We start from the raw sequence: 20,669 nt of genomic DNA, 5'->3' as shown, positions 1-20,669 counted from the left end.
CGGGTGCTGCCCGCCCAGACCAGGATGCGTTCTGCATCCGACTTCCGTTCCACCATGCGTGGCGGTGTCCGGGCGGCCAGACCCACTCTCGTCGTGCACGCACGAACCACCAACAGCCCCCCGTCCCGGGTGGGCTTTGTTGTGTCCAAGGCCGTGGGCAATGCGGTCACCCGGAACCGGGTGAAGCGTCGCCTGCGGCATCTGGTGGTTCCGCTGCTGGCGGCCTCCCCCGACCTCACCGTCGTGGTGCGAGCCCTGCCGGCCGCGGCCACCGCTCCCGATCGGCTGGCCGACGACCTGGCCGGTGCCTGGCAGACCTGCCTGGGCCGGCTGGAGCGTCGTGGCGAGCGACCCACGACCGTCGCGAGCACTGGGGGTGTGCAGTGAGGTACCCGTTGGTCGCCTTCGTGAAGCTCTGGCGACGTCTGCTCTCCCCGCTCTACGGCGACGTCTGCAAGTACCATCCCTCCTGCTCCGCCTACGGGCTCACGGCGCTGGAGACGCACGGTGCCATCTACGGCAGCTGGCTCACCGTCTGGCGCATCCTGCGCTGCAATCCCTTCTCGAAGGGTGGCTACGACCCGGTCCCGGGCACCGCGGAGGACGCGGCCTGGCAGACCGAACAGGCCGAGCGCCGCCTTCCCACCACCACAGTCTGGTCCGACGCCCTGGCGTCGGGCATCTCCCACAACACCCGAGGTGAATACTGATGGCCCTTCTGCAAACGGCCCTGCTGCTGTTCGGCATCAAGGACACATTCATGGACATGGGCAGCGCCATCATGCAGCCCATCTACTGGGCCGTCTCCGGCCTGATCGTGCTGGCCCACAAGATCTGGTCCCCGCTCTTCGGTGCCGACAGCGGCCTGACCTGGGTGCTGTCGATCGTCTCCCTGGTGGTGGTGATCCGGACCCTGCTGATCCCGCTGTTCGTGCAGCAGATCAACACCTCCCGCAACATGCAGCTGGTGCAGCCCAAGCTGAAGGCGCTGCAGGACAAGTACGGCTCCGATCGTGAGCGGCTGGGCCAGGAAACCATGAAGCTCTACCGCGAGGAGGGCGTGAACCCCGCGGCCTCCTGCCTGCCGGTGCTGCTGCAGATGCCCATCTTCCTGGCCCTCTTCCGCGTGCTGGAGGGTGCTGCTCGCAATCCGATCATCCCCCGCGGTCACTTCTTCAAGACCAATCCGGAGCTGGTGCAGTCGCTGCACGACGCCCAGTTCATGGGTGCCCGCCTGGCGGGTCGCTTCCTGCCGCTGGACAACTTCGGCGCCACCCAGATCACGGCCATGGCGCTGATCCTGGGCATGACCGCGGTGCTCTTCATCCAGCAGCGCGAGCTGATGCAGCGCAACATGCCGCCGGAGGCCCTGACCGGCCCGATGGCGCAGCAGCAGAAGATGATGCTGTACCTGTTCCCCTTCATGTACCTGTTCACCGGTCTGGCCATCCCGATCGGCGTGCTCGTCTACTGGATGACCACGAACCTGTGGACGCTGTGCCAGCAGTACATCCTGATCCGCAACAACCCGACGCCCGGAACCCCTGCCCACCTCGACTGGCAGGAGCGGATGCGGGCCAAGGGCAAGGATCCTGACGCCATCGAGGCTGAGCGACGCGCCAAGCGCTCCCGCAAGCCGGTGGCCGCCACGGCTGCCGCCAGCTCATCGAGCTCGGAGTCCGAGGGTGGCGCCACCGCCGCCCGCCCGGGTGTGGCTCGCCAGAATGTCGCCCGGCAGACCGTCCGCAAGGCGAACGACGGGGGCCGGCAGGTGGTCCAGCGTCAGCAGCCGACGCGCCAGCCGCGCCAGGCCCGCAAGAAGAAGAAGTGAGCCGGTCGGCTCCCCTCTGATTTTCCCGGCCGGCACCCCGGTGCCGGTCCTCCCTTCCACCAAGGAGAACCACCATGAGCGAAGAGCTCACCACCCCCGAGCCGGCCATCGAGGTCACCGACCCCGCTGCCGTGGTCACCGACCCGACCCAGCCGGCCGAGCAGACCGTCGAGGATGCGGTCGAGGAGCAGGACGAGGCCGTCACGACCGACGAGTCGGATGATGACTCCGACGGCGACGAGGACCCGTTGGAAGCCGAGGGCGACATCGCGGCCGACTACCTGGAGGAGCTGCTCGACATCGCCGACCTGGATGGCGACATCGACACCTTCGCCGAGGGCGGTCGGGCCCACGTCTCCATCGTCACCGAGAGCGAGGTCCTGGTCGGCAAGGACGGCGAGGTGCTGGACGCCCTGCAGGAGCTGGCGCGCCTCGCGGTGATGACCGAGACCGGTCACCGCAGCCGTCTGATGCTGGACGTCGCGGGCCACCGTGACCGTCGTCGCAAGGAGCTCCAGGTGCTGGCGCACGACGCCATCGCCGAGGTGAAGACCTCGGGCGAGGCGGTGCGCATGACGCCGATGAACCCCTTCGAGCGCAAGATCGTGCACGACGCCGTGGCCGAGGCCGGTCTGGTCAGCGAGTCCGAGGGCGTGGAGCCCAAGCGACGCGTGGTGGTCCTGCCGGCGAGCTGATCGCTGCAGACGACCGAGCAGGGGCTGGACGGGACTCACCGTCCAGCCCCTGTTGCATGTCCGACGGCGACGGGTGGGTCATCGGCCCGCATCCGTGCTGGTGAGGGCGCTGCTGCACCGACTAGGCCAGTCTCGACGAGTCTGTCGGCGCCCGGCTGGTGACCAGCTGGGCCGCGTGGTCAGCCCACGGTGCGGTCCAGGAAGGCCAGCACGTCGGCGGTCACCTCGTCACGGTTCGTCTCGTTGAGCAGCTCGTGGCGTGCCTCGGGGTAGAGCGTGACGGTGACATCGGTGAGGCCGACCTGGCGGTAGCGCTCCCCCACCACCTGGGGCCCGAGTGCGCTGGGGCCGGCCACCGGGTCCTGGTCGCCGGAGATGATGAGCACGGGCAGGTCGGTGGGGATCGCGGCCAGGCGCTCCGGGTCGGCGGCCTGCGCCAGGGTCTCGATCCCGACGAAGGGCTCGGGCTGCCAGCCACAGGCCTCGTCGACGACATAGCGGTCCACCTCGTCGGCATCGCGAGAGAGCCACTCGAAGCCGGTGCGCTGCTCGAACTGCTCGTTGAAGCTGGTGAGGTCGGCCGGCTCGTCCCCACCGAGGGCCTGGGCCATGCCGGCGGGCTCGGTGGTGCCGGACAGAACGACCGCGTCCACCAGGTCGCCATGGTCGAGCAGGAACTGCTGCGTGCCGAAGGAACCCAGGCTGTGGCCGAACAGGGCCAGCGGCAGGCCGGGCTCGTCCTGATGGATCCGACGGGCCAGGACAGCGATGTCATCCACCCACCCCTTCCATCCGTCGGGGCCCCACACGCCGTAGCCGTTGCCGGCACTGCGGCCGGAGGCGTGCGAGTCGGGGGCACAGACCAGGTAGCCGGCCTCGGTGAGTGCCTCGGCGAAACGGCGATAGCGTCCGCCGTGCTCCCCCAGTCCGTGCTGCACCTGGACGACGGCTCGTGGCGTGCCCGAGGGTGCCCAGCGGTAGACCTGCAGGTCCTGCCCATCGGCAGTCGTGATGGTGAAGGTGGTCTCGTCCATGTACAGATGCTCCCACCGGTGAAGGCCTGCTGCCAGAGTCCTGGGTCCTGCTTATTACGAAGCTGCGCCTGTCATGCCCAGATGCGAGCAACCCGCCGGGTGGGCCTCCACCACCAGTGGTGGCCCCGTCCATCGCATGGAACGGGTGGCCAGGTGCATGTGAGTGGGATGGTGCAGCGGCGCATCCTGGGCGATGAGTCCGACGACCCTTCCGTGGGTTCGTGGGGTGCGGCCAGGGACGTCCGCCAGGGGTGTGGTGCGGGTCTCGCTCCGGTGGGTGCGATGCTCAAGTTTCCTCCCACGGAAGTGCAGCGCCTGCCAGTGCTGGGGCATCCACCGCCACCGCTCACGTCACCACACGTGGCGGGTTCACCTGATGGCCCCTGGCGGGAGCCTCGTGGGGTCCTCCTGCAGGGTGCAGCCGGTTTCACGTGGAACCAACTGCTGTCTCGGTAGGCTGGTGTCTCACCGCAACGAGGAGAGTCGTGGACGCCCAGGCGCAAGCAGAAGCCGTCTATCAGGATAGCTACAAGACAATTAGTAAATATGTCGACATTCTTGCCAGCAAGGGTATCGACTGGGGACTTCTGGGTCCCCGCGAGAAGGATCGCTTGTGGGACCGCCACATCCTCAACTCCGCAGCTCTGGCCGGACTGATTCCCGACGGGGCACGGATGGTCGATGTCGGCAGTGGTGCCGGACTACCGGGTATCCCGCTGGCCATTCTCCGACCTGACCTCGAGATCGCCCTGCTCGAGCCCCTGCTTCGCCGGCACACCTTCCTCAAGGAGACGGTGGCGGAGCTGGGGCTGGATGACCGGGTCACGGTGGTGCGTGGTCGGGCGGAGGACTCCGACGAGGTCTACGACGTGGTCACCTGTCGGGCCGTCGCCAACCTCAAGAAGCTCCTGGGCTGGTGCACTCCCCTGTTCTACCCAGATGGACGGCTGGTGGCCCTGAAGGGCGAGAGCGTCTACGACGAGATCGATGACGCTGCCAAACTCCTGGAGGCCAGCAAGCTCCGCGCCGAGGTCTTCCAGGTCCGCGCTCATTCTGAGGCCGAGGTGACCCAGGCACTCGTGGTGCGGCGCTCGGCCTGAACCGGCCCGGCCGTCCCTCGACGCGGGTCTCGCCGTTGGGTTTCACGTGAAACGTCAGAATCGCGGTACCCGGACCTGTCTGCCCCTCCGTCCGTTTCAACGTCGGAATGTGGCCGTTGACCAGTGACGCCAGTGGACGCTGCGGGCGTGGGTTCTGTGGGGGAGGGACGCCAATGGCCTGCCTGGATCGTGGTGTTCCTTGGCCGGGTGGCCTGGGCGAAGGCGGCCCGGCAGCACGACCTCAGCACGGAGTGAGGGTCGGCTCGCTGGGAACAGCCCCTGGGGGCCTAGGCACAGCCAACGTGGTCGCACTGCACGTGTGAGGCTGCGGATCCCTACGGCCCTCGGTGCGCCGTGCCGCCTGCTGCGGTTACTGCTCCGAGGAGCGTCCGCGGACAGTGATGGCTTTTCATCGTTGGTCCACCGACCGGTCGGCGCAGCCCGATGACAAGCCACCTCCAGACCCAGCTGGCTCCAGGCGGCAGATCACCAGGCGGCGACCGTTCGCGCGGGCGCGATCTGACAACCGGGCCTGCATCACGCCGATCTGTAGACGGGGCTGTCCACCAGGTGACACCAATTGCGCCCGTCCACGATGAGTGGGCAGCATGGCCAGCGTCGGCGCCCAGACATCGCGCTCGGGCCCTGCTCGGTGGGCTCGCGGGCGCCCGTCCTTGGGGTAGTCGCCGCCGCCGCAAACGTCTGGGCGGTTCACTCACCCGAGAGGCATGGCGCCCAAGGTTTCACGTGAAACTCGATGACAGAACGGCTACCGTCGTCCGCTCTTCCTGTGAGCCCGAGGTGACCAGTCACGACGCCAGCCCGAATGGCCGAGGTGCCCGTGCCCGTCGCGGCATCGGCAGCGCTCAACTGCATCTCCCGCAGACGCCGACCCCCGCAAGCTCTGCTCCACCCCAACTCCCACGCTCGGACTCGGACCATCACCACGAGTCTGCGGGCACCACGCGCCTTCGACGTCACCGCGCAGCGACGACACGCTCCCGCGAGACCGATCCGTGGCCCTTCGCTGAGAAGCACAGCCATGTGATTCCCGTGAGCTGATCTTGTAGACTGAAAGCCCATCAACGAGGGTGCAGTTTCACGTGAAACGCGGCCTCACGAGTGCAGGAAGGTCGCAACGCGTGAGCACCGCCACCACCGAAACCCAACGGGTTCCCGGTACCCCGCGCATCATTCCCCGGGACGTGAAGCGCGACTTCCCCAAGCCATCAGCACCCCGAGTCATGGTTGTCGTGAACCAGAAGGGTGGCGTCGGAAAGACCACCACCACGGTGAACCTCGCGGCCTCGCTCGCCGAGGGCGGGCTGCGTGTCGTGGTGCTGGACCTGGATCCCCAGGGCAACGCCTCCACCGCACTGGGTGTGGAGCACGGGCCAGGAACTCCTGGCACCTACGAGGTGCTTCTGGACGGCGTGGCGATCGAGGACGTGTTGGTCGACTCCCCCGAGGCTCTCAATCTGCGCGTGATGCCGGCGACGGTCGACCTGGCCGGCGCCGAGATTCAACTGGTGCAGCAGGTCGGCCGAGAACAGCGTCTGGCGCGGGCCATCCGCAACTTCCTCAAGACCGCCGAGGTCGACTACGTCCTGATGGACTGTCCGCCGTCGCTGGGCCTGTTGACCTTGAATGCCCTGGTGGCCGCCGGGGAGATCATCATTCCGATCCAGTGCGAGTACTACGCGCTGGAGGGTGTCTCGCAGCTGATGAACACCATCACTGTGGTCCAGCGGGAGCTCAATCCTGATCTTGATCTGTCCACCGTGCTGCTGACCATGTTCGACGCCCGCACCAAGCTCTCGGCACAGGTGGCCCGCGAGGTGCGCAAGCACTTCTCCGACCAGACCCTGGGCTCACAGATCCCCCGCAGTGTCCGTATCGCCGAAGCTCCCAGCTACGGCCAGACGCTGCTGCAGTTCGACCCCACCTCCGCCGGCGCCAAGGCCTACTGGCGTGCCGCCCAGGAGATCGCCAACCGTGGAAAGGCCCGTTGATGCCCGCGAAGCACCAGTCCGGACTCGGCCGTGGACTGGGAGAACTCTTCCAGCGCACCGATGTGGACGAGACGCCCCGCAAGACTCCGCAGCCGACCGATGACCAGGATGAAACCCCTAGTCAGCCCTTGGAAGACGGCTCATACTTCCAGTTGATTCCGGTCTCCGCGATCCGGCCCAATCCGAAGCAGCCGCGTACCGTCTTCGACGAGGAAGCGCTCAACGAGCTGGTGGAGTCGATCCAGGAGGTCGGCGTCCTTCAGCCGATCGTGGTCCGCGCCGTGGGCGACGACCAGTACGAGTTGATCATGGGCGAGCGTCGCTGGCGAGCCACCACGGCCGCCGGGCTGGAGAAGGTCCCCGCGATCGTGCGCGGCACCGACGACGGCGACCTGCTGCGCGACGCGCTGCTGGAGAACCTGCACCGGGCCCAGCTCAACCCTCTGGAAGAGGCCGCCGCCTACCAGCAGATGCTGAGCGACTTCGGGTGCACCCAGGAAGAGCTGGCGACCAAGATCAAGAGGTCACGGCCGCAGATCAGCAACACCATCCGTCTGCTGCGTCTGCCGGCTCCGGTGCAGCGACGCGTCGCCGCGGGCGTCCTCTCCGCCGGCCATGCCCGGGCCCTGCTGATGGTGGAGGACCCGCTGGCCCAGGAGCGGTTGGCGCAGCGCATCGTCGCCGAGGGGCTGTCGGTCCGCGCCGTCGAGGAGATCGTCGCCATGGGGGACGGCACCACGCCGGTGCAGCGCAAGAGCCGTGGACCCAAGGAGCCGACACCTCGGGCCATGGAGCTCAGCTCGTCGCTCTCGGACCACTTCGACACCCGGGTGAAGGTGGACATCGGCCGCAACAAGGGCAAGATCACCATCGAGTTCGCCAGTGAAGATGATCTTGAGCGCATCCTCAACATCGTGAACGCCAAGGAGTTCTGAGACTCTCCAGGACGACGATCGCCCCGGGTGCCATCTTGGCGCCCGGGGCGATTGCGTCTTTGGTCAGCGGCGTCCGCCGGAGGCAATTGTCGATAAATTCCCTAAATGACAAGTATGTAATTCAGGTGTCGGTGCTGGTCACAGCTGCACGGCAGAGCCGAGCACACGCTGTTCCCAGATCGCCAACTTCTCACGCACATCCTTGCGGGCGAAGTGCTCGGCCACGAAGGACAGGAAGGGGATGGTGCCGGCCAGCGCGATGGAGAGCAGCTGCGGCCAGGACCAGCGAGCCCGCCGACCAAGATCGTAGGCGGTGATCAAGAGGCCCATGTAGAGCCAGCCGTGGGGGATGCCGGTCCAGGTCACCACGCGGTCGTCGTGGGCCAGGTACTTCATAGGCATGCCGACGCACACCAGCAAGATCAGCAGCACGCCGGTGGTGTAGGCGAAGAAGCGGTAGCGGGACAGGGCACCGCGGATGCCGCGGAGGTCCTGTTCGTCAAGCTCGGCCACGTAGTCGTCATCGGAGATGGTCACGACCCCAGCCTACCCAGCGGCCACCAGGGCTCGGCGGCCCAGGGCCGCAGCCAGACACCCACCGGGCCTAGCGGTCCGAGCTCAGTCCTCGTCGCGGGGGCGGAGGTTGCGTACGGCGATGGTGGTCAGCACCGCACCGAAGCCCGCGAAGGCCCACCACTGGAGTGCATAGCCCTGGTTGCGGACGCGGCCGCCCTCGGTGTCGGGAACCGGTGCCTCGGTGGACACCAGCCCCTGCTGCTCGCTCAGGGCTGGCTTCAGGGTGACGAAGCCGTCCAGCATCGGGGTGGGCCACTCCTGCACCAGCTGCTCGAGGCGCACGGTGCTCATGGTGCCCGCCGGGACCTCGGTGGAGACCGGGCCCCCGTCGGAGCCCTGGGTGGGCAGGATGATGCCCTCGACGGTCTGCTGGCCGGTGGGGGGAGCGGGGGCCTCATCAGCGTCAGTGGTGCCGCGGACCACGGCCAGGGTTCGTCCCTGGTCCGTACGGAAGGCGGTGAGCACCCGCAGCGGACGTTCGGTGCCCACCAGGTGCTGGGCAGCGGGGAGGTAGTGGCCGCTCACGGTGACGGTGCGACCGTAGAGGTCGCCGACCTTGCCCTCGGCGGTGAGGTTTGCCTCGAGCTCACGAGGCGGCTCAGCCGCACGCTGCGCGGTGCTGTCGCTCTTCTGCGACTCGAAGACCTGCATCTGCCACAGGCCCAGGAAGACGAACAGCAGGCAGATGGCGCCGCCACCGAGCGCCACCAGGAGCTGCTTGAGCCGCTGGGTCATGGCTGCTCCGCACGAGCACGCCGACGGGCGGTGTCCTCGGCCGCCTGCTCCACGAAGCGGCCATAGACCTCGCCCAGGTCCAGACCGGCGGCCTCCAGGGCCATCGGCACCAGTGAGGTCTCGGTCATGCCCGGGGCGACGTTGGCCTCCAGGAACCAGGCCTGGCCCTCGTCGTCCACGATCATGTCCACGCGCACGGGTCCGTCGAGCTTGAGCGCCTCCACCACACCGCGGGCCAGCGCGTCGACGTTCTCGGCGCCGGTGCGGTCCAGGCCCGCGGGGACGATGAAGCGCGTCGAGCCGGCGGTGTAGCGGGCGCTGTAGTCGTAGATGCCGGACTCGGGACGGATCTCGATGGCGGGCAGCACCTGCAGCTCGTCATTGCGCACCAGCACCGTGACGGCCACCTCGGTCCCGGGGATGTACTCCTCGACGACGGCCGTGGGGCCGTAGGCGTAGGCGGCCACCAGGGCCTGCGGCAGTTCGTCGAGCGAGTTGACCTTGGTGGTGCCCAGCGCGGAGCCGCTGCGGGCCGGCTTGACGATCATCGGGAAGCCGAGCCGCTCGGCCAGGGCCTCCACCAGGCGGGTGGCGCCCAGCTCGCGGAAGATGTCGTGGGGCAGCGCCACCTGCTCGGGGGCGTTGAAGCCCCGACGGGCCACCACGGTGCCTGCCACGGACTTGTCGAAGACCACGCGGCAGACGTCGCCGGGACAGCCCACGAAGGGAACGTCGAGCAGTTGCAGCACTTCGCGCAGGGCACCGTCCTCGCCGGGACCGCCGTGCAGCATCGGCACCACGACCGGGTCGTCCAGCCGGGCGATCAGGTCCACCACCTCGGAGTTCATGTCCGACTCGACCACCTCGTAGCCGGACTCGCGCAGCGCCTGGGCCACCCGGCGACCCGAGCGCAGCGAGACGTCACGCTCGTGGGACAGGCCTCCTGCCAGCACGACCACGGGATGGTTCTTGTTCTCTGCCATGTCTGCCTCCGGGGACGGGACGAGGGTGGTCACTGCAGGTCCGGGCCGGGGCCCACGCTGCGGCGATGGGTGGGGGAGGTGTCCAGGCCGAAGGTCTGGTGCAGCTCGAACTCGCGGTTCACGACATCGGCCAGGCGCCGCACGCCCTCCCGGATCCGGTCGGGCGTGGGGAAGCAGTAGGACAGCCGCATGTTGCGCGAGCCCAGCCCGTCGGCATAGAAGGCGGTGCCGGGGGTGTAGGCCACCCGGGCGGTCACCGCGCGTGGCAGCATGGCCTGCGAGTCCAGGCCCTCCGGCAGCGTCACCCAGACGAAGAAGCCGCCCTTCGGCTCGGTCCAGGTGGTGCCCGGCGGCATGTACTCGCGCAGTGCCTCCAGCATGGCGTCGCGACGGGAGCGGTACATGTCCTTGAAGGAGACGATCTGCCCCTTCCAGTCATGGTTGGACAGGTAGGCGCTCACGGCGAACTGGCTGAAGACCGGCGGGCACAGCGTGGCCGACTCCTGGGCCAGCACCAGCTTCTCGCGCACCGCGTGCGGGGCCAGCACCCAACCCAGCCGGAAGCCGGGGGCGAAGGTCTTGGAGAACGAACCCAGGTAGATCACCTGCTCGGCGTCCAGCGAGCGGATCGCGGGCACCGGATCGGAGTCGAGGGTGAGCAGGCCGTAGGGATTGTCCTCCACCACCAGGATGTCCAGCTCGCGACAGACCTGGAGCACCTGCTCGCGGCGCTGCATGGTCATCGTGATGCCGGAGGGATTGTTGAAGTTGGGGATGGTGTAGAGGAACTTCGGCTTCTGGCCGGCCCGGATGCAGGCCTCGGCGGCGGCGCGCAGTGCGTCGGGCTGCAGGCCGTCGTCGTCCATGGCGACGTGAACCACCTCGCACTGGTAGCTGCCGAAGGTGCCCAGCGCGCCGACATAGCTGGGGGCCTCGGCGAGCACCACGTCGCCGGGGTCGCAGAAGATCCGCGTCACCAGGTCAAGCCCCTGCTGGGAGCCGCAGGTGACGGTGATGTCATCGGGGTGCGCGCGGATGCCCTCCAGCGCCATCACCTCGCAGATCTGCTCGCGGATCATCGGCTCGCCCTGGCCGGAGCCGTACTGCATGGCCTGGGTGCCGCGGGTCAGCACCAGTTCGGACAGGGTCTGCGAGACGACGTCGAGTGGCAGGTCCGCGATGTTCGGCATGCCGCCTGCCAGGGAGACCACCTCGGGCCGGTTGGCCACGGCGAACAGGGCGCGCACGGCGGAGGCACGCATCCCCTGGGTCCGCTCGGAGTAGCTGGACACATAACGGTCCAGCCGGGTGTCTCGGCGTTCTGGTTCAGGCAGGCTCACGCCCCCTACTCTGCCACGCGCCGCTCCACCCGTGGCCGACCGACGTAGCCTTGGGGACGGCAGAGGAGGGAGTCGACGTGGGCAGAACCAGGCGCGTGCGGCCGATGGTGCCGCAGGACCTGACGGTGGGCCCGGGCACCTGCCGCGGCCACGGCGGGCTCGACCCGCTGCTCCACGACCCCCAGGCACTGTGGGCGCGTTCCGCCCAGGACCAGTGGGGGCTGTGCGGCATCGCGGTGCTCGACGAGCACGACGAGGTCCTCGCCCAGCTGATGGTCTGTCCGGTGCTGCAGCTGCCCGCGGGACATCCCCTGGAGCACTGGAGCAAGACCCCGGACTCCGCCTGCCTGCTGGCGCTGGTCACCACCCGGGCGGAGGGCGAGCGGCCCGAGCACCTGGTGAAGCTGATGGTGCAGCACCTGGCCCGCCGCCTGGTGGGGCAGGCCGGCAGCGTGGTGGCACTGGGGCTCACCCAGGGTGGCAGCTGCCTGCAACCGCCCGCGGCCTGGCTGGAGGAGGCGGGTTTCCAGAGGGTGGAGGAGCACCGGGTGGACGGCTGCCGTCGCCTGGAACTGCGGCTGGACGCGACCGCGCGCTGGCAGCCGGACCTGAACCGGGCCTGGCAGCTGCTGGCCGGGCTGGTGCCGCGGCCGCTCCCGCCGGCCGAACCCACCGGGCGTGAGGCCGGCCGGAGTCGCTGATCGGTTGCCGTCGGACCGGCGGCCGCTCGGCAGGGGCAATGGCACGGCGCAGGGCTGGCGGGTGCGAGTGGTCGGTGGTGTGGACAGCGCGCCCGTCGGGCATTCCCTGGACAGGCAACGACCCCCGGCCGTGGGGCCGGGGGTCGTGGTCAGACGTGCTGGATCAGGCGACGCGGATCTTCTGGCCGACCTTGATGACATTGGGATTGCGCACGGAGGCCTTGTTCAGGCTCCACACGGACTGCCAGGACTTGCCATTGCGCTTGGCGATCTTGGACAGGGTGTCGCCGCTCTTCACGGTGACGTAGCGCGCGCCCTTGACGGCCGGGGCGGCCTTCTTGGCGGTGGCCTTCTTGGTGCTGGTGGAGGCCTTCTTCGCGGTCGCCTTCTTGGCGGGCTTCGCGGTGGTGGTGCTGCCGGTGTAGGCGGCCAGGCCGTTGGCGCGGGTCAGGCCGGCCTTGCGGGAGCAGACGGGCCACGCGCCGGGGCCCTGGCCCTGCAGGGTCTTCTTGGCGATGGCGATCTGCTGCGCCTTGGTGGCGCGGTTGGCGGTGGGGGCGTACTTGCCGCCGCCGTAGGCCAGCCAGGTCTGGCGGCTGAACTGCAGGCCGCCGTGGTAGCCGTTGCCGGTGTTGATGGACCAGTTGCCGCCCGACTCGCACTTGGCGACGCGGTCCCAGACGGTGCCGGCGGCCTCGGCCGGGGCGGCGGTGGCGAGGCCGACGCCGGCGCTCAGCGCGGTGGCGGCGACCATGGAGACGATGGTGGTGGACTTGTTCATGGGAGCCACCGTAGGCAAGTCTGAGCGTTTCTCAAAATGAATCGGTCAGTTTCTCAGTATTGCCGGCCGACGTCGCGCGGCGCGCCGCCCAGGATTCGTTGTGGACAAGCGATCCAGACGGGGAACCGGAAACTGTGAATTTCCTCGCCGAGGCCTCAGTCGGTGGGCCGGCCGTCCACCGTCATGGTCACCGGGGTGCCGAGCTCGATGGTGCGTGAGACCGTGCAGTCCTTCTCGTGGGAGGCGCGGACCAGGCGCGGGACCAGGCGTTCGGCCTGCTGGCCGGCCTCGCCCTGGCCGTAGTCCAGCCGGAAGTCGACCGAGAGCTCGGACATCCGCACCCCGCCGGTCTCGTCGGTCACCTTCTCGCCCGCCACCAGCACCTCGAAGGAGTCGGGCTCGCCGCGTCGGCTCATCACCGTGTCCACGTCGATGGCGCTGCAGGCGCCCAGAGCCGCCAGCAGCAGCTCCACCGGGCTCATCACACCCTCGTCCTGGCCCACCTCGACGCTGACGCCGTCGGGACTGGTGGCCCGGTAGTTGCCGCTGCTGGTGCGTTCCAGGCGGACCTCGCGGCGGCTCATCGGTCCAGCTCGTCGGCGAAGTCGTGGGTGAGCTCCATCAGGTCGGTGCGGGTCAGCCCCACCAGGTCCACCAGCATGATGGCGGTGTTGCCGCGCACGATGGCGCAGCCGTCACGGTTGGTGTCCACCGAGGTGCCGCAGTAGCCGTCCTCGGTCTGGATCACGGTGTTCATGCCCATGTCGGTCATGAACTTCTTGACGTCGGCCTCCGGGCGGCTCATCAGCAGCACCACGCTGTTCTGGCCGCCGCGGGCATAGGTGGCCGCGATCGCCGACTTCTTCGTGGTGGGGTTCACCGAGGGCTGGTCATTGGCGCTGGCATCGCGCGAGTACTCGCCCACTGCGAGCGGTGGGACCAGCGCGAAGGGGGTCTTCGACGGCCCGGCCGTGATCACCACCTGCGGCTTGGCGGCATTGATCCGCCAGGCGGTCAGGCCGGCTCCGCCCACCACCAGGGCGCCGAGCAGCACGCCCATCAGGACCAGCAGCCACTTCGGGAAGCGGCTGCTGCGCAGGGCCGGGGCCACCTCCAGTTCGTCGGGTCCGGTGCTGGAGTCTGACCAGTGCGGTGTGTGGCTCATCGTCGGCCCTGGCTCAGAGGTACTCGTCCAGCACCTTGAGCAGGGCGCCCTTGGTCTTGGCGCCCTGGATCACCTTCACCACCTGGCCGCCCTGCCAGACCTGGAGCGTGGGCAGCGAGAGGATGCCCTGCTCGGTGGGGATCTGGGTGTTGGCGTTGGTGTCCATCTTCACGAAGTTGATCCGGTCGCCGTGGCTCTGGGCCAGCTCGTCAATGATCGGCGAGAGCTGCTTGCAGGGGCTGCACCAGTCGGCCCAGTAGTCCACCAGGGTGGGCTTGGGGTTCATCACGACCTCGTCGACGAAGGTCTTGTCGGTGACGTCCTTGACTGCGCTCATGCTTCTCTCCTCGTTTCGGGGGATGGGGACTGTGCTCGGGAAGTTCAGGCCTGGACGTTCTCGTCGGCCAGATCGGCCAGGAAGTGCTCCGCGTCCAGGGCGGCCTTGCAGCCGGAACCGGCGGCCGTGATGGCCTGGCGGTAGGTGTGGTCCACCAGGTCGCCGCAGGCGAAGACGCCGGCCAGGTTGGTGCGGGTGGAGTCGGGCTCGGTCAGCACATAGCCTGCCTCGTCCAGGTTCACCTGGCCCTTGACCAGCTCCGAGCGGGGATCGTGGCCGATCGCCACGAACAGGCCGCTGACCGGCAGCTGCTTGGTCTCGCCGGTCTGGGTGTTGCGCAGCGTGACCGACTCCAGCGCCTTGTCACCGCTCATCGAGACCACCTCGGAGTTCCACTCGAAGGAGATCTTGGGGTCGTTCATGGCGCGGGCGGCCATGATCTTGCTGGCGCGCAGCTCGTCGCGGCGGTGCACCAGGGTGACGCTGGAGCCGAAGCGGCTCAGGAAGGTGGCCTCCTCGACGGCGGAGTCGCCGCCGCCCACCACGACGATCGGCTTGTCCTTGAAGAAGAAGCCGTCGCAGGTGGCGCACCAGCTCACGCCGCGGCCGGAGTACTTGTCCTCGTCGGCCAGGCCCAGGCGACGGTAGCCCGAGCCCGTCGCCAGGATGACGGCCTTGGCGCGGTAGACATTGCCCTCGGAGTCGGTGACCTGCTTGATCGGCCCGGTGAGGTCCAGCTCGACGGCGTCATCGGTGACCAGCTCGGCACCGAAGCGCTCGGCCTGGGCGCGCATCGACTTCATCAGCTCGGGGCCCATGATCCCCTCGGTGAAGCCGGGATAGTTCTCCACCTCGGTGGTGTTCATCAGCGCACCGCCGGCCTCGAAGGCGCCCTCGATCACCAGGGGCTTGAGGTCCGCGCGGGCCGTGTAGACGGCGGCGGTGTAGCCGGCCGGCCCGGAGCCCACGATGATCACCTCGCGCACCTGGCCGGACTGCTCGGCGGGCTTCGCCTCGGTGGTGATGTCGCTCAACTCGATCATGGTGTCCTCTCACGCCTGCTGACTGCAGGCAACTCTACCCAGCGCACCGCCCGGCCCGGACGTGCGCAGCCCCTGCTCAACCATCGGCGCGTCGGCTCTATTCCGGCTGCCAGGCCCGGGCGGGGCTCCGCGCTGAAGCGTGGCTGAAGAGGGCGCGCCGCGCCGCGGCTGCCGAGGCCCGGCTCACGGCGGATGCTCAGCGGCCGTGGGGAAGAATGGCGCGGACACGAGACACGGGGGACACGTGAAGATCAAGGACGTCACGAAGGCGGTCAAGCCGCTGGTGAAGCAGGCCGCAGCGGCCGTGGTGCTGCGTGAGCAGCAGACCAACCGGCTGGGCCCGGCCGACTGGGGGCTGGAGCGCGACGAGCAGGGCCAGCTGCTGGTGCAGGGCCGCACGCTCGAGGGACTGGTGGAACGGCACGGCAGCCCGCTGCACGTCGTCGACGCCGACCAGGTGCGCGCCAATGTGCAGCGCTTCACCCAGCCCGGCCCCGACGGCCGGCCGCTGGTGGAGGTCTACTACTCCTACAAGACCAATCCGGTGCCGGGCGTGCTGCAGCTGCTGGACCGGCTCGGGATCGGCGCGGAGGTCACCAGCCACCTGGAGCTGTGGCTGGCGCTGCAGCTGGGCGTGGAGCCCTCGCGGATCATCTTCAACGGCCCCGGCAAGAGCGACGAGGCGATCCGCCTGGCCATCACCTCGGGCATCCAGATCATGAACATCAACCAGCGCGAGGAGGTGGACCGGATCGCGGCCATCGCCCGCGAACTGGGCGCCGAGCGGGTGCCGGTGGGTGTGCGGGTGTCCACCTCCAACACCTGGCAGGGCCAGTTCGCCACCCCGGCCTCCCACGCCCTGGAGGTCTTCCGGGCGGCACGCGAGACCGGTGTGCTCGACGTCATCGGGCTGCACCAGCACATCGGCGGCCACATCGGCAGCGTCGAGCGACTGGCCGGGCCGATCGACGAGGTGCTGGGCTTCGTCGACCAGTTGGCCGCCGAGGGCTTCGACCTGCAGGTGCTCAACCTGGGTGGCGGCCTGGCGGTCTCCACCACCTACAACTTCAGCGTCAGGGACCACAAGCACAACGTCCACTACGGCAAGCCGCTGCGCACCCCCTCGGCCACCGAGGGGCTGAGCATCGAGGACTTCGTCAGCGTCACCCACGAGCACGTGCGCGCCCACTACGAGCGCGCCGGGCGGGCGATGCCGCGGATCTTCCTGGAGCCGGGCCGTGGCCTCACCTCCAGCACCCAGTTCCTGGCCACCCGCGTGCTCACCGAGCGCAGCACCCCGGAGCGCGACTTCCTCTTCCTGGACGCCGGCATCAACGTGCTGCCTGGCCTGGTCAGCGAGTACCACCACATCCTGGTGGCCGGCCAGGCCGAGGGCGACGAGCAGCACGACTACCGCCTGGTGGGGCCCACCTGCGCGCCCTGGGACACGCTGCTGCACTCCTGGAAGGGACCGGAGCTGCACACCGGCGACCTGCTGGCCGTGATGAACACCGGCGCCTACTTCGTGCCGATGGCCACCACCTTCTCCTTCGCCGAGCCGGGCGTGCTGCTGGTGGACGGCGAGAAGGAGACCATGCTGCGTCGCACCGAGCAGTTCCGCGACATCGTGGCGCTCGACGTCGATCTCGACGGCCGGCCGATCGGCTGAGCGCCGCTAGGCCTGGGTGTGCTGCACCCGGGCCAGCACGGCGCGGGCGGTGGCCTCGTCGACCACCAAATCCGTGGCCACCCTCGCGCGCAGCGCTCCCAGCAGCGGGGCCGCCTTGGCCACACCGGCCACGATGCAGATCCGTCGACCGATCCGCTGCAGGTCGCGAGGGGTCATGCCGGAGGCGCGGGCATTGATCGGGATGTCCGCCCAGGAGCCGTCCTCGCGCAGGAAGACGGTGTTCACGTCGCCGACCACGCGCTGCTCGCGCAGCTGGCGCATGTCGGTCTCGTCGAGGTAGCCGGCGCTGTAGACGTGGGAGGGCAGCTCGGCGTCGAGGGCGCCCACCCCGAAGAGCGCCAGGTCGATGCGGCCGTGCAGGTCCACCACGTTCTGCACGCTGCGCTCGCGCCACATCGCCTGCTTGGTCTCGGCGTAGTCGAAGAAGGTGGGCACCGGGAAGTGCACGAATCCGGAGCCGAAGGCGTCGGCCAGCTGGGTCATGATGGCGCCGACGTGGGGCAGCCCGGAGCTGGTGGGGCTGGCGCCGCCGTTCATCTGCACCACGGTGGTGCCCCGCACGTCGCGCGGGCGCAGGTGCTGCACCACGCTGGCCAGGGTGGTGCCCCAGGCAGTGCCGATCACCATGTCGTCGTGCACCGCGTCGCTGATCAGGCTCCCGGCGGTGCGCGCCACGCTCTCCAGCCGGGTGACGTCGGAGACCCCGTCACGCACCGCGACGATGTGGGCCCGCACCCCGAACATCCGGCCCAGGGCGTCCCCCAGCGGCGAACGGGGCCCGGAAGGGCGGGCCAGGGTGATCTGAACCACGCCGGAATCCCTTGCCTCCTTGAGAAGGCGCGATACCGTCGAACGCGAGACCTGGAGCTGGTGCGCGATGGACTCCATCGTCTCGCCCTGCACGTAGTAGAGCGAGGCGGCGGAGTAGAGCTGGTCGGATCGCTCGTTCATCCTGGAGAGCCTCCCCTGCACGTATGTTCAGGCCGGTGGTGCACTGGTGCACCTGATGCTGAAGTGTATGGGACCGCGACCGCCGACCCTTCTCCCTTCGGGCACGAGGCTGCAAGATGGGACCAGGTTCGCTGCCCCCGGCCGCTGGGCCATCGACGTCCAACACAACGAAGTGGAGCAACACCGCAATGAGTGAGACCAAGTACATCCTCGCCATCGACCAGGGCACCACCAGCTCTCGCGCGATCATCTTCGACCACGCCGGCCAGATCGTCTCCACCGGCCAGATGGAGCACGAGCAGATCTTCCCGCGCGCCGGCTGGGTGGAGCACGATCCCGAGGAGGTGTGGACCAATGTCCGCGAGGTGGTGGCCAGCGCGCTGAGCCGCGCCAGCCTGAACCGCCACAACATCGCGGCCGTGGGCATCACCAACCAGCGCGAGACCACCGTGGTCTGGAACAAGGAGACCGGCAAGCCGGTCTACAACGCCATCGTCTGGCAGGACACCCGCACCCAGAAGATCGTCGAGGAGCTGGCCCAGGGCGACAACGACCGCTACAAGGACAAGGTGGGCCTGCCGCTGGCCACCTACTTCTGCGGCCCCAAGGTGAAGTGGATCCTGGACAACGTCGAGGGTGCTCGCGCCGACGCCGAGGCCGGCAAGCTGCTGATGGGCACCATGGACACCTGGGTGCTGTGGAACATGACCGGCGGCGTCGACGGCGGCGTGCACGTCACCGACGTGACCAATGCCTCGCGCACCATGCTGATGGACCTCAAGACCCTGCAGTGGGACGAGGAGATCGCCAAGGACATGACGATCCCGATGTCCATGCTCCCCGAGATCAAGAGCTCCGCCGAGGTCTACGGCAAGGGCCGCGCGCAGGGCATGCTGATGGACATCCCGATCGCCGGCATCCTGGGCGACCAGCAGGCCGCCACCTTCGGTCAGGCCTGCTTCGAGGTGGGCATGGCCAAGAACACCTACGGCACCGGCTGCTTCATGCTGATGAACACCGGCGAGGAGATCGTCCCCTCCAAGAACGGCCTGCTCACCACCGTCTGCTACAAGATCGGTGAAAACAAGCCGATCTACGCGCTGGAGGGCTCCATCGCGGTGGCCGGCTCGCTGGTGCAGTGGCTGCGCGACAACCTCAAGATGTTCGACTCCGCCCCGGAGATCGAGCGGCTCGCGGCCAGCGTCGAGGACAACGGCGGTGCCTACTTCGTGCCGGCCTTCTCCGGCCTGTTCGCCCCCTACTGGCGCAGCGACGCCCGGGGTGCCTTGGTGGGCCTGACCCGCTACGTGAACCGCGGCCACATCGCCCGCGCGGTGCTGGAGTCCACCGCCTACCAGACCCGTGAGGTGCTGGACGCCATGGAGGCCGACTCCGGCGTGCAGCTGGCCGAGCTCAAGGTGGACGGTGGCATGACCGCCAACGAGACCCTGATGCAGTTCCAGGCCGACCAGGTGGGTGTGCCGGTGGTGCGGCCCAAGGTGGCCGAGACCACCGCGCTGGGTGCCGCCTACGCCGCGGGCATCGCGGTGGGCTTCTGGCAGGGCGAGCAGGATGTGATCGACAACTGGGACGAGGACAAGCGCTGGGAGCCCGACATGGACTCCGACGAGCGCGAGCGCCTCTACCGGCAGTGGAAGAAGGCCGTCACCAAGACCTTCGACTGGGTCGACGACGACGTGAAGTGAGCTGATCCGGCCGACGGGCCGGAGGATGCGCGACGGGGCGGGACCTGCGGGTCCCGCCCCGTCGGCGTGCGCGGAGATACACGCCGGCGGCGTCGATTCATGATGATTCGCCAACTCTTCCCGACCAGTCTTTCACACTCATTAACTTGAAGCCCTCCGGGGCGCCACGCCCGTCAAGGGGCCGCCGGATTTTCTTGTGCAGTACAATTCTGACGACAGACCTAGTCGGTGGGGAGCGGTTCGGCCGGTCCCGCGGCACCGGCCAGCGGACTGGTCCGGGGATTCCTTGAACCGGATGACCTGCATAGGTCGTGGGGCATAGTGGTCTCGTCCCGGTTGTCGGGGCACCACAAACTTTGTTCGGGGGGACAAAAATCATGGCAAAGGACGTGCGCGAGCGCATGGTGGCGGGGGCCACCCGACTGCTCGCCACCAAGGGCCTGCAGGCCACCAGCTTCAGCGAGGTTATCGAGCTGACCTCCACGCCGCGAGGCTCCATCTACCACCACTTCCCCGGGGGCAAGGACGAGCTGGTGCTCGCCGCCCTCCAGGAGAGCTGCACCATCGTGCTCGACGGCCTGGGCAAGGCCGAGGGCCAGGACGCCGCCGTCGTGCTCGACACCCTGGTCACCGGCTGGCGGGAACTGCTCGAACGCAGCGAGTACTCGATGGGCTGCGCCGCCGTGGCGGTCACGGTGGCCACCGACAACGACGAGCTGCTCGAGGCAGCCGGCCAGGTCTTCCATGACTGGGAGGGGCGTCTCACCGAGCTCTACACGGCCGGCGGCCTGTCCGTCCAGGACGCGGCCGATTTCGCGGCCCATTCGCTGGCCACCATCGAGGGTGCGGTCATCCTGTCGCGCGCCGAGCGCTCCATCGCCGTCTTCGACCGTGCGGTGCGCGTCCTGCCGCGCCTGCTGGAGGCGCTGCGCTGAACCGGTGCCGGCCCGGAGCACCGGGCCAGGCATGACGAAGGGCCCCGGTCACGGCGGGTTCTAACGGTCCTCGCAACACCCCGATTTTTGGGAGTTGTGAGGACCGTGTCGTTTGTGGA

At 68.7% G+C, this 20,669-nt stretch carries 21 protein-coding genes and 1 pseudogene; 11 read left to right on the top strand and 11 right to left on the bottom strand.

What is annotated here, in order from left to right; genetic code table 11:
• Window positions 1-3: 3 nt before the first annotated feature.
• From rnpA to ABD073_RS13470, 4 genes and pseudogenes are all read left to right on the top strand, one after another.
• Window positions 4-387, top strand: a complete 384-nt coding sequence (gene rnpA, locus ABD073_RS13485; RefSeq protein WP_343875418.1) for a ribonuclease P protein component — start codon at window positions 4-6, stop codon at window positions 385-387.
• 11 nt (window positions 388-398) lie between these two features.
• Window positions 399-617: pseudogene (gene yidD / locus ABD073_RS13480) on the top strand (membrane protein insertion efficiency factor YidD); the annotation flags it as partial.
• A 101-nt stretch (window positions 618-718) separates the two neighbouring features.
• Window positions 719-1,831 (top strand): membrane protein insertase YidC, encoded by a 1,113-nt coding sequence (gene yidC, locus ABD073_RS13475; protein ID WP_386751626.1) that lies wholly within the window; start codon window positions 719-721, stop codon window positions 1,829-1,831.
• 74 nt (window positions 1,832-1,905) lie between these two features.
• Window positions 1,906-2,526, top strand: coding sequence for a Jag family protein (locus tag ABD073_RS13470; RefSeq protein WP_343875416.1), 621 nt, complete (start codon window positions 1,906-1,908; stop codon window positions 2,524-2,526).
• A 179-nt stretch (window positions 2,527-2,705) separates the two neighbouring features.
• Here the strand turns inward: ABD073_RS13470 and ABD073_RS13465 are convergent, their stop codons facing one another.
• Complete coding sequence (locus ABD073_RS13465; RefSeq protein ID WP_343875415.1) at window positions 2,706-3,560, bottom strand: alpha/beta hydrolase; 855 nt, start codon at window positions 3,558-3,560, stop codon at window positions 2,706-2,708.
• A 485-nt stretch (window positions 3,561-4,045) separates the two neighbouring features.
• Here ABD073_RS13465 and rsmG point away from each other — a divergent pair, with 485 nt between their 5' ends.
• From rsmG to ABD073_RS13450, 3 genes are all read left to right on the top strand, one after another.
• Window positions 4,046-4,660: a 16S rRNA (guanine(527)-N(7))-methyltransferase RsmG gene (gene rsmG, locus ABD073_RS13460; protein WP_343875414.1), complete on the top strand. Its 615-nt coding sequence runs from the start codon at window positions 4,046-4,048 to the stop codon at window positions 4,658-4,660.
• A 1,244-nt stretch (window positions 4,661-5,904) separates the two neighbouring features.
• Window positions 5,905-6,672, top strand: a complete 768-nt coding sequence (locus ABD073_RS13455; RefSeq protein ID WP_343875632.1) for a ParA family protein — start codon at window positions 5,905-5,907, stop codon at window positions 6,670-6,672.
• Window positions 6,672-7,607, top strand: coding sequence for a ParB/RepB/Spo0J family partition protein (locus ABD073_RS13450; RefSeq protein ID WP_343875412.1), 936 nt, complete (start codon window positions 6,672-6,674; stop codon window positions 7,605-7,607). Before ABD073_RS13455 ends, ABD073_RS13450 begins: the two co-directional genes overlap by 1 nt.
• A gap of 138 nt (window positions 7,608-7,745) precedes the next feature.
• On the opposite strand, the gene ABD073_RS13445 is transcribed toward ABD073_RS13450, so the two are convergent.
• The 4 genes from ABD073_RS13445 to ABD073_RS13430 all read right to left on the bottom strand — a co-directional run bounded on the left by ABD073_RS13445 (window position 7,746) and on the right by ABD073_RS13430 (window position 11,241).
• Window positions 7,746-8,144 carry a DUF3817 domain-containing protein gene (locus tag ABD073_RS13445; protein WP_343875410.1) on the bottom strand — a complete coding sequence of 133 codons (399 nt, stop codon included), beginning with the start codon at window positions 8,142-8,144 and terminating at the stop codon, window positions 7,746-7,748.
• A gap of 81 nt (window positions 8,145-8,225) precedes the next feature.
• The gene (locus ABD073_RS13440) at window positions 8,226-8,918 is read right to left on the bottom strand and encodes an SURF1 family protein (protein ID WP_343875409.1); all 693 of its coding nucleotides are present in this window, start codon (window positions 8,916-8,918) and stop codon (window positions 8,226-8,228) included.
• Entirely contained in the window at window positions 8,915-9,901 is a 987-nt protein-coding gene (locus tag ABD073_RS13435; RefSeq protein ID WP_343875407.1) for a D-alanine--D-alanine ligase family protein, read from the bottom strand. The genes ABD073_RS13440 and ABD073_RS13435 overlap by 4 nt, the downstream gene beginning before the upstream one ends.
• A gap of 29 nt (window positions 9,902-9,930) precedes the next feature.
• On the bottom strand, window positions 9,931-11,241 hold the full coding sequence (locus ABD073_RS13430) for an aminotransferase-like domain-containing protein (protein WP_343875406.1): 1,311 nt from the start codon (window positions 11,239-11,241) through the stop codon (window positions 9,931-9,933).
• A gap of 77 nt (window positions 11,242-11,318) precedes the next feature.
• On the opposite strand from ABD073_RS13430, the gene ABD073_RS13425 reads away from it, so the two are divergent.
• Window positions 11,319-11,942, top strand: coding sequence for a hypothetical protein (locus tag ABD073_RS13425; RefSeq protein WP_343875404.1), 624 nt, complete (start codon window positions 11,319-11,321; stop codon window positions 11,940-11,942).
• A gap of 163 nt (window positions 11,943-12,105) precedes the next feature.
• On the opposite strand, the gene ABD073_RS13420 is transcribed toward ABD073_RS13425, so the two are convergent.
• The 5 genes from ABD073_RS13420 to trxB form a co-directional block, all read right to left on the bottom strand.
• Window positions 12,106-12,723, bottom strand: coding sequence for a transglycosylase family protein (locus tag ABD073_RS13420; protein WP_343875402.1), 618 nt, complete (start codon window positions 12,721-12,723; stop codon window positions 12,106-12,108).
• 155 nt (window positions 12,724-12,878) lie between these two features.
• Window positions 12,879-13,307, bottom strand: a complete 429-nt coding sequence (locus ABD073_RS13415) for an OsmC family protein (protein WP_343875401.1) — start codon at window positions 13,305-13,307, stop codon at window positions 12,879-12,881.
• Window positions 13,304-13,888, bottom strand: a complete 585-nt coding sequence (locus tag ABD073_RS13410; RefSeq protein ID WP_343875400.1) for a hypothetical protein — start codon at window positions 13,886-13,888, stop codon at window positions 13,304-13,306. The genes ABD073_RS13415 and ABD073_RS13410 overlap by 4 nt, the downstream gene beginning before the upstream one ends.
• 13 nt (window positions 13,889-13,901) lie before the next feature.
• The gene (gene trxA / locus ABD073_RS13405) at window positions 13,902-14,225 is read right to left on the bottom strand and encodes a thioredoxin (RefSeq protein ID WP_343875398.1); all 324 of its coding nucleotides are present in this window, start codon (window positions 14,223-14,225) and stop codon (window positions 13,902-13,904) included.
• A gap of 44 nt (window positions 14,226-14,269) precedes the next feature.
• A complete protein-coding gene (gene trxB / locus ABD073_RS13400) occupies window positions 14,270-15,268 on the bottom strand; it encodes a thioredoxin-disulfide reductase (RefSeq protein ID WP_343875396.1) in 999 nt (332 codons plus the stop codon).
• A gap of 244 nt (window positions 15,269-15,512) precedes the next feature.
• Between trxB and ABD073_RS13395 the strand changes: the two genes are divergently transcribed.
• A complete protein-coding gene (locus ABD073_RS13395) occupies window positions 15,513-16,937 on the top strand; it encodes a diaminopimelate decarboxylase family protein (protein ID WP_343875393.1) in 1,425 nt (474 codons plus the stop codon).
• A gap of 6 nt (window positions 16,938-16,943) precedes the next feature.
• Here the strand turns inward: ABD073_RS13395 and ABD073_RS13390 are convergent, their stop codons facing one another.
• A complete protein-coding gene (locus tag ABD073_RS13390) occupies window positions 16,944-17,909 on the bottom strand; it encodes a sugar-binding transcriptional regulator (protein ID WP_343875390.1) in 966 nt (321 codons plus the stop codon).
• A 188-nt stretch (window positions 17,910-18,097) separates the two neighbouring features.
• Between ABD073_RS13390 and glpK the strand changes: the two genes are divergently transcribed.
• A complete protein-coding gene (glpK, locus tag ABD073_RS13385; RefSeq protein ID WP_343875387.1) occupies window positions 18,098-19,615 on the top strand; it encodes a glycerol kinase GlpK in 1,518 nt (505 codons plus the stop codon).
• A gap of 377 nt (window positions 19,616-19,992) precedes the next feature.
• Complete coding sequence (locus ABD073_RS13380; protein ID WP_343875386.1) at window positions 19,993-20,550, top strand: TetR/AcrR family transcriptional regulator; 558 nt, start codon at window positions 19,993-19,995, stop codon at window positions 20,548-20,550.
• The last annotated feature ends 119 nt before the right edge of the window (window positions 20,551-20,669 follow it).

Origin of the sequence: Luteococcus peritonei, assembly GCF_039526385.1 — a bacterium.
Taxonomy (GTDB): Bacteria; Actinomycetota; Actinomycetes; order Propionibacteriales; family Propionibacteriaceae; genus Luteococcus; species Luteococcus peritonei.
Note: the sequence above shows the minus strand (reverse complement) of the source record. Positions and strands in the feature narration are given on the sequence as shown.

Bases quoted from the DNA above. Each gene is read 5' to 3' on its own strand.
- ABD073_RS13470 (WP_343875416.1), top strand. From the start codon at position 1,906: ATGAGCGAAGAGCTCACCACCCCCGAGCCGGCCATCGAGGTCACCGAC.
- ABD073_RS13465 (WP_343875415.1), bottom strand. From the start codon at position 3,560: ATGGACGAGACCACCTTCACCATCACGACTGCCGATGGGCAGGACCTG.
- ABD073_RS13455 (WP_343875632.1), top strand. From the start codon at position 5,905: ATGGTTGTCGTGAACCAGAAGGGTGGCGTCGGAAAGACCACCACCACG.
- ABD073_RS13450 (WP_343875412.1), top strand. From the start codon at position 6,672: ATGCCCGCGAAGCACCAGTCCGGACTCGGCCGTGGACTGGGAGAACTC.
- ABD073_RS13440 (WP_343875409.1), bottom strand. From the start codon at position 8,918: ATGACCCAGCGGCTCAAGCAGCTCCTGGTGGCGCTCGGTGGCGGCGCC.
- ABD073_RS13435 (WP_343875407.1), bottom strand. From the start codon at position 9,901: ATGGCAGAGAACAAGAACCATCCCGTGGTCGTGCTGGCAGGAGGCCTG.
- ABD073_RS13420 (WP_343875402.1), bottom strand. From the start codon at position 12,723: ATGAACAAGTCCACCACCATCGTCTCCATGGTCGCCGCCACCGCGCTG.
- ABD073_RS13415 (WP_343875401.1), bottom strand. From the start codon at position 13,307: ATGAGCCGCCGCGAGGTCCGCCTGGAACGCACCAGCAGCGGCAACTAC.
- ABD073_RS13410 (WP_343875400.1), bottom strand. From the start codon at position 13,888: ATGAGCCACACACCGCACTGGTCAGACTCCAGCACCGGACCCGACGAA.
- trxA (WP_343875398.1), bottom strand. From the start codon at position 14,225: ATGAGCGCAGTCAAGGACGTCACCGACAAGACCTTCGTCGACGAGGTC.
- trxB (WP_343875396.1), bottom strand. From the start codon at position 15,268: ATGATCGAGTTGAGCGACATCACCACCGAGGCGAAGCCCGCCGAGCAG.
- ABD073_RS13390 (WP_343875390.1), bottom strand. From the start codon at position 17,909: ATGAACGAGCGATCCGACCAGCTCTACTCCGCCGCCTCGCTCTACTAC.
- glpK (WP_343875387.1), top strand. From the start codon at position 18,098: ATGAGTGAGACCAAGTACATCCTCGCCATCGACCAGGGCACCACCAGC.
- ABD073_RS13380 (WP_343875386.1), top strand. From the start codon at position 19,993: ATGGCAAAGGACGTGCGCGAGCGCATGGTGGCGGGGGCCACCCGACTG.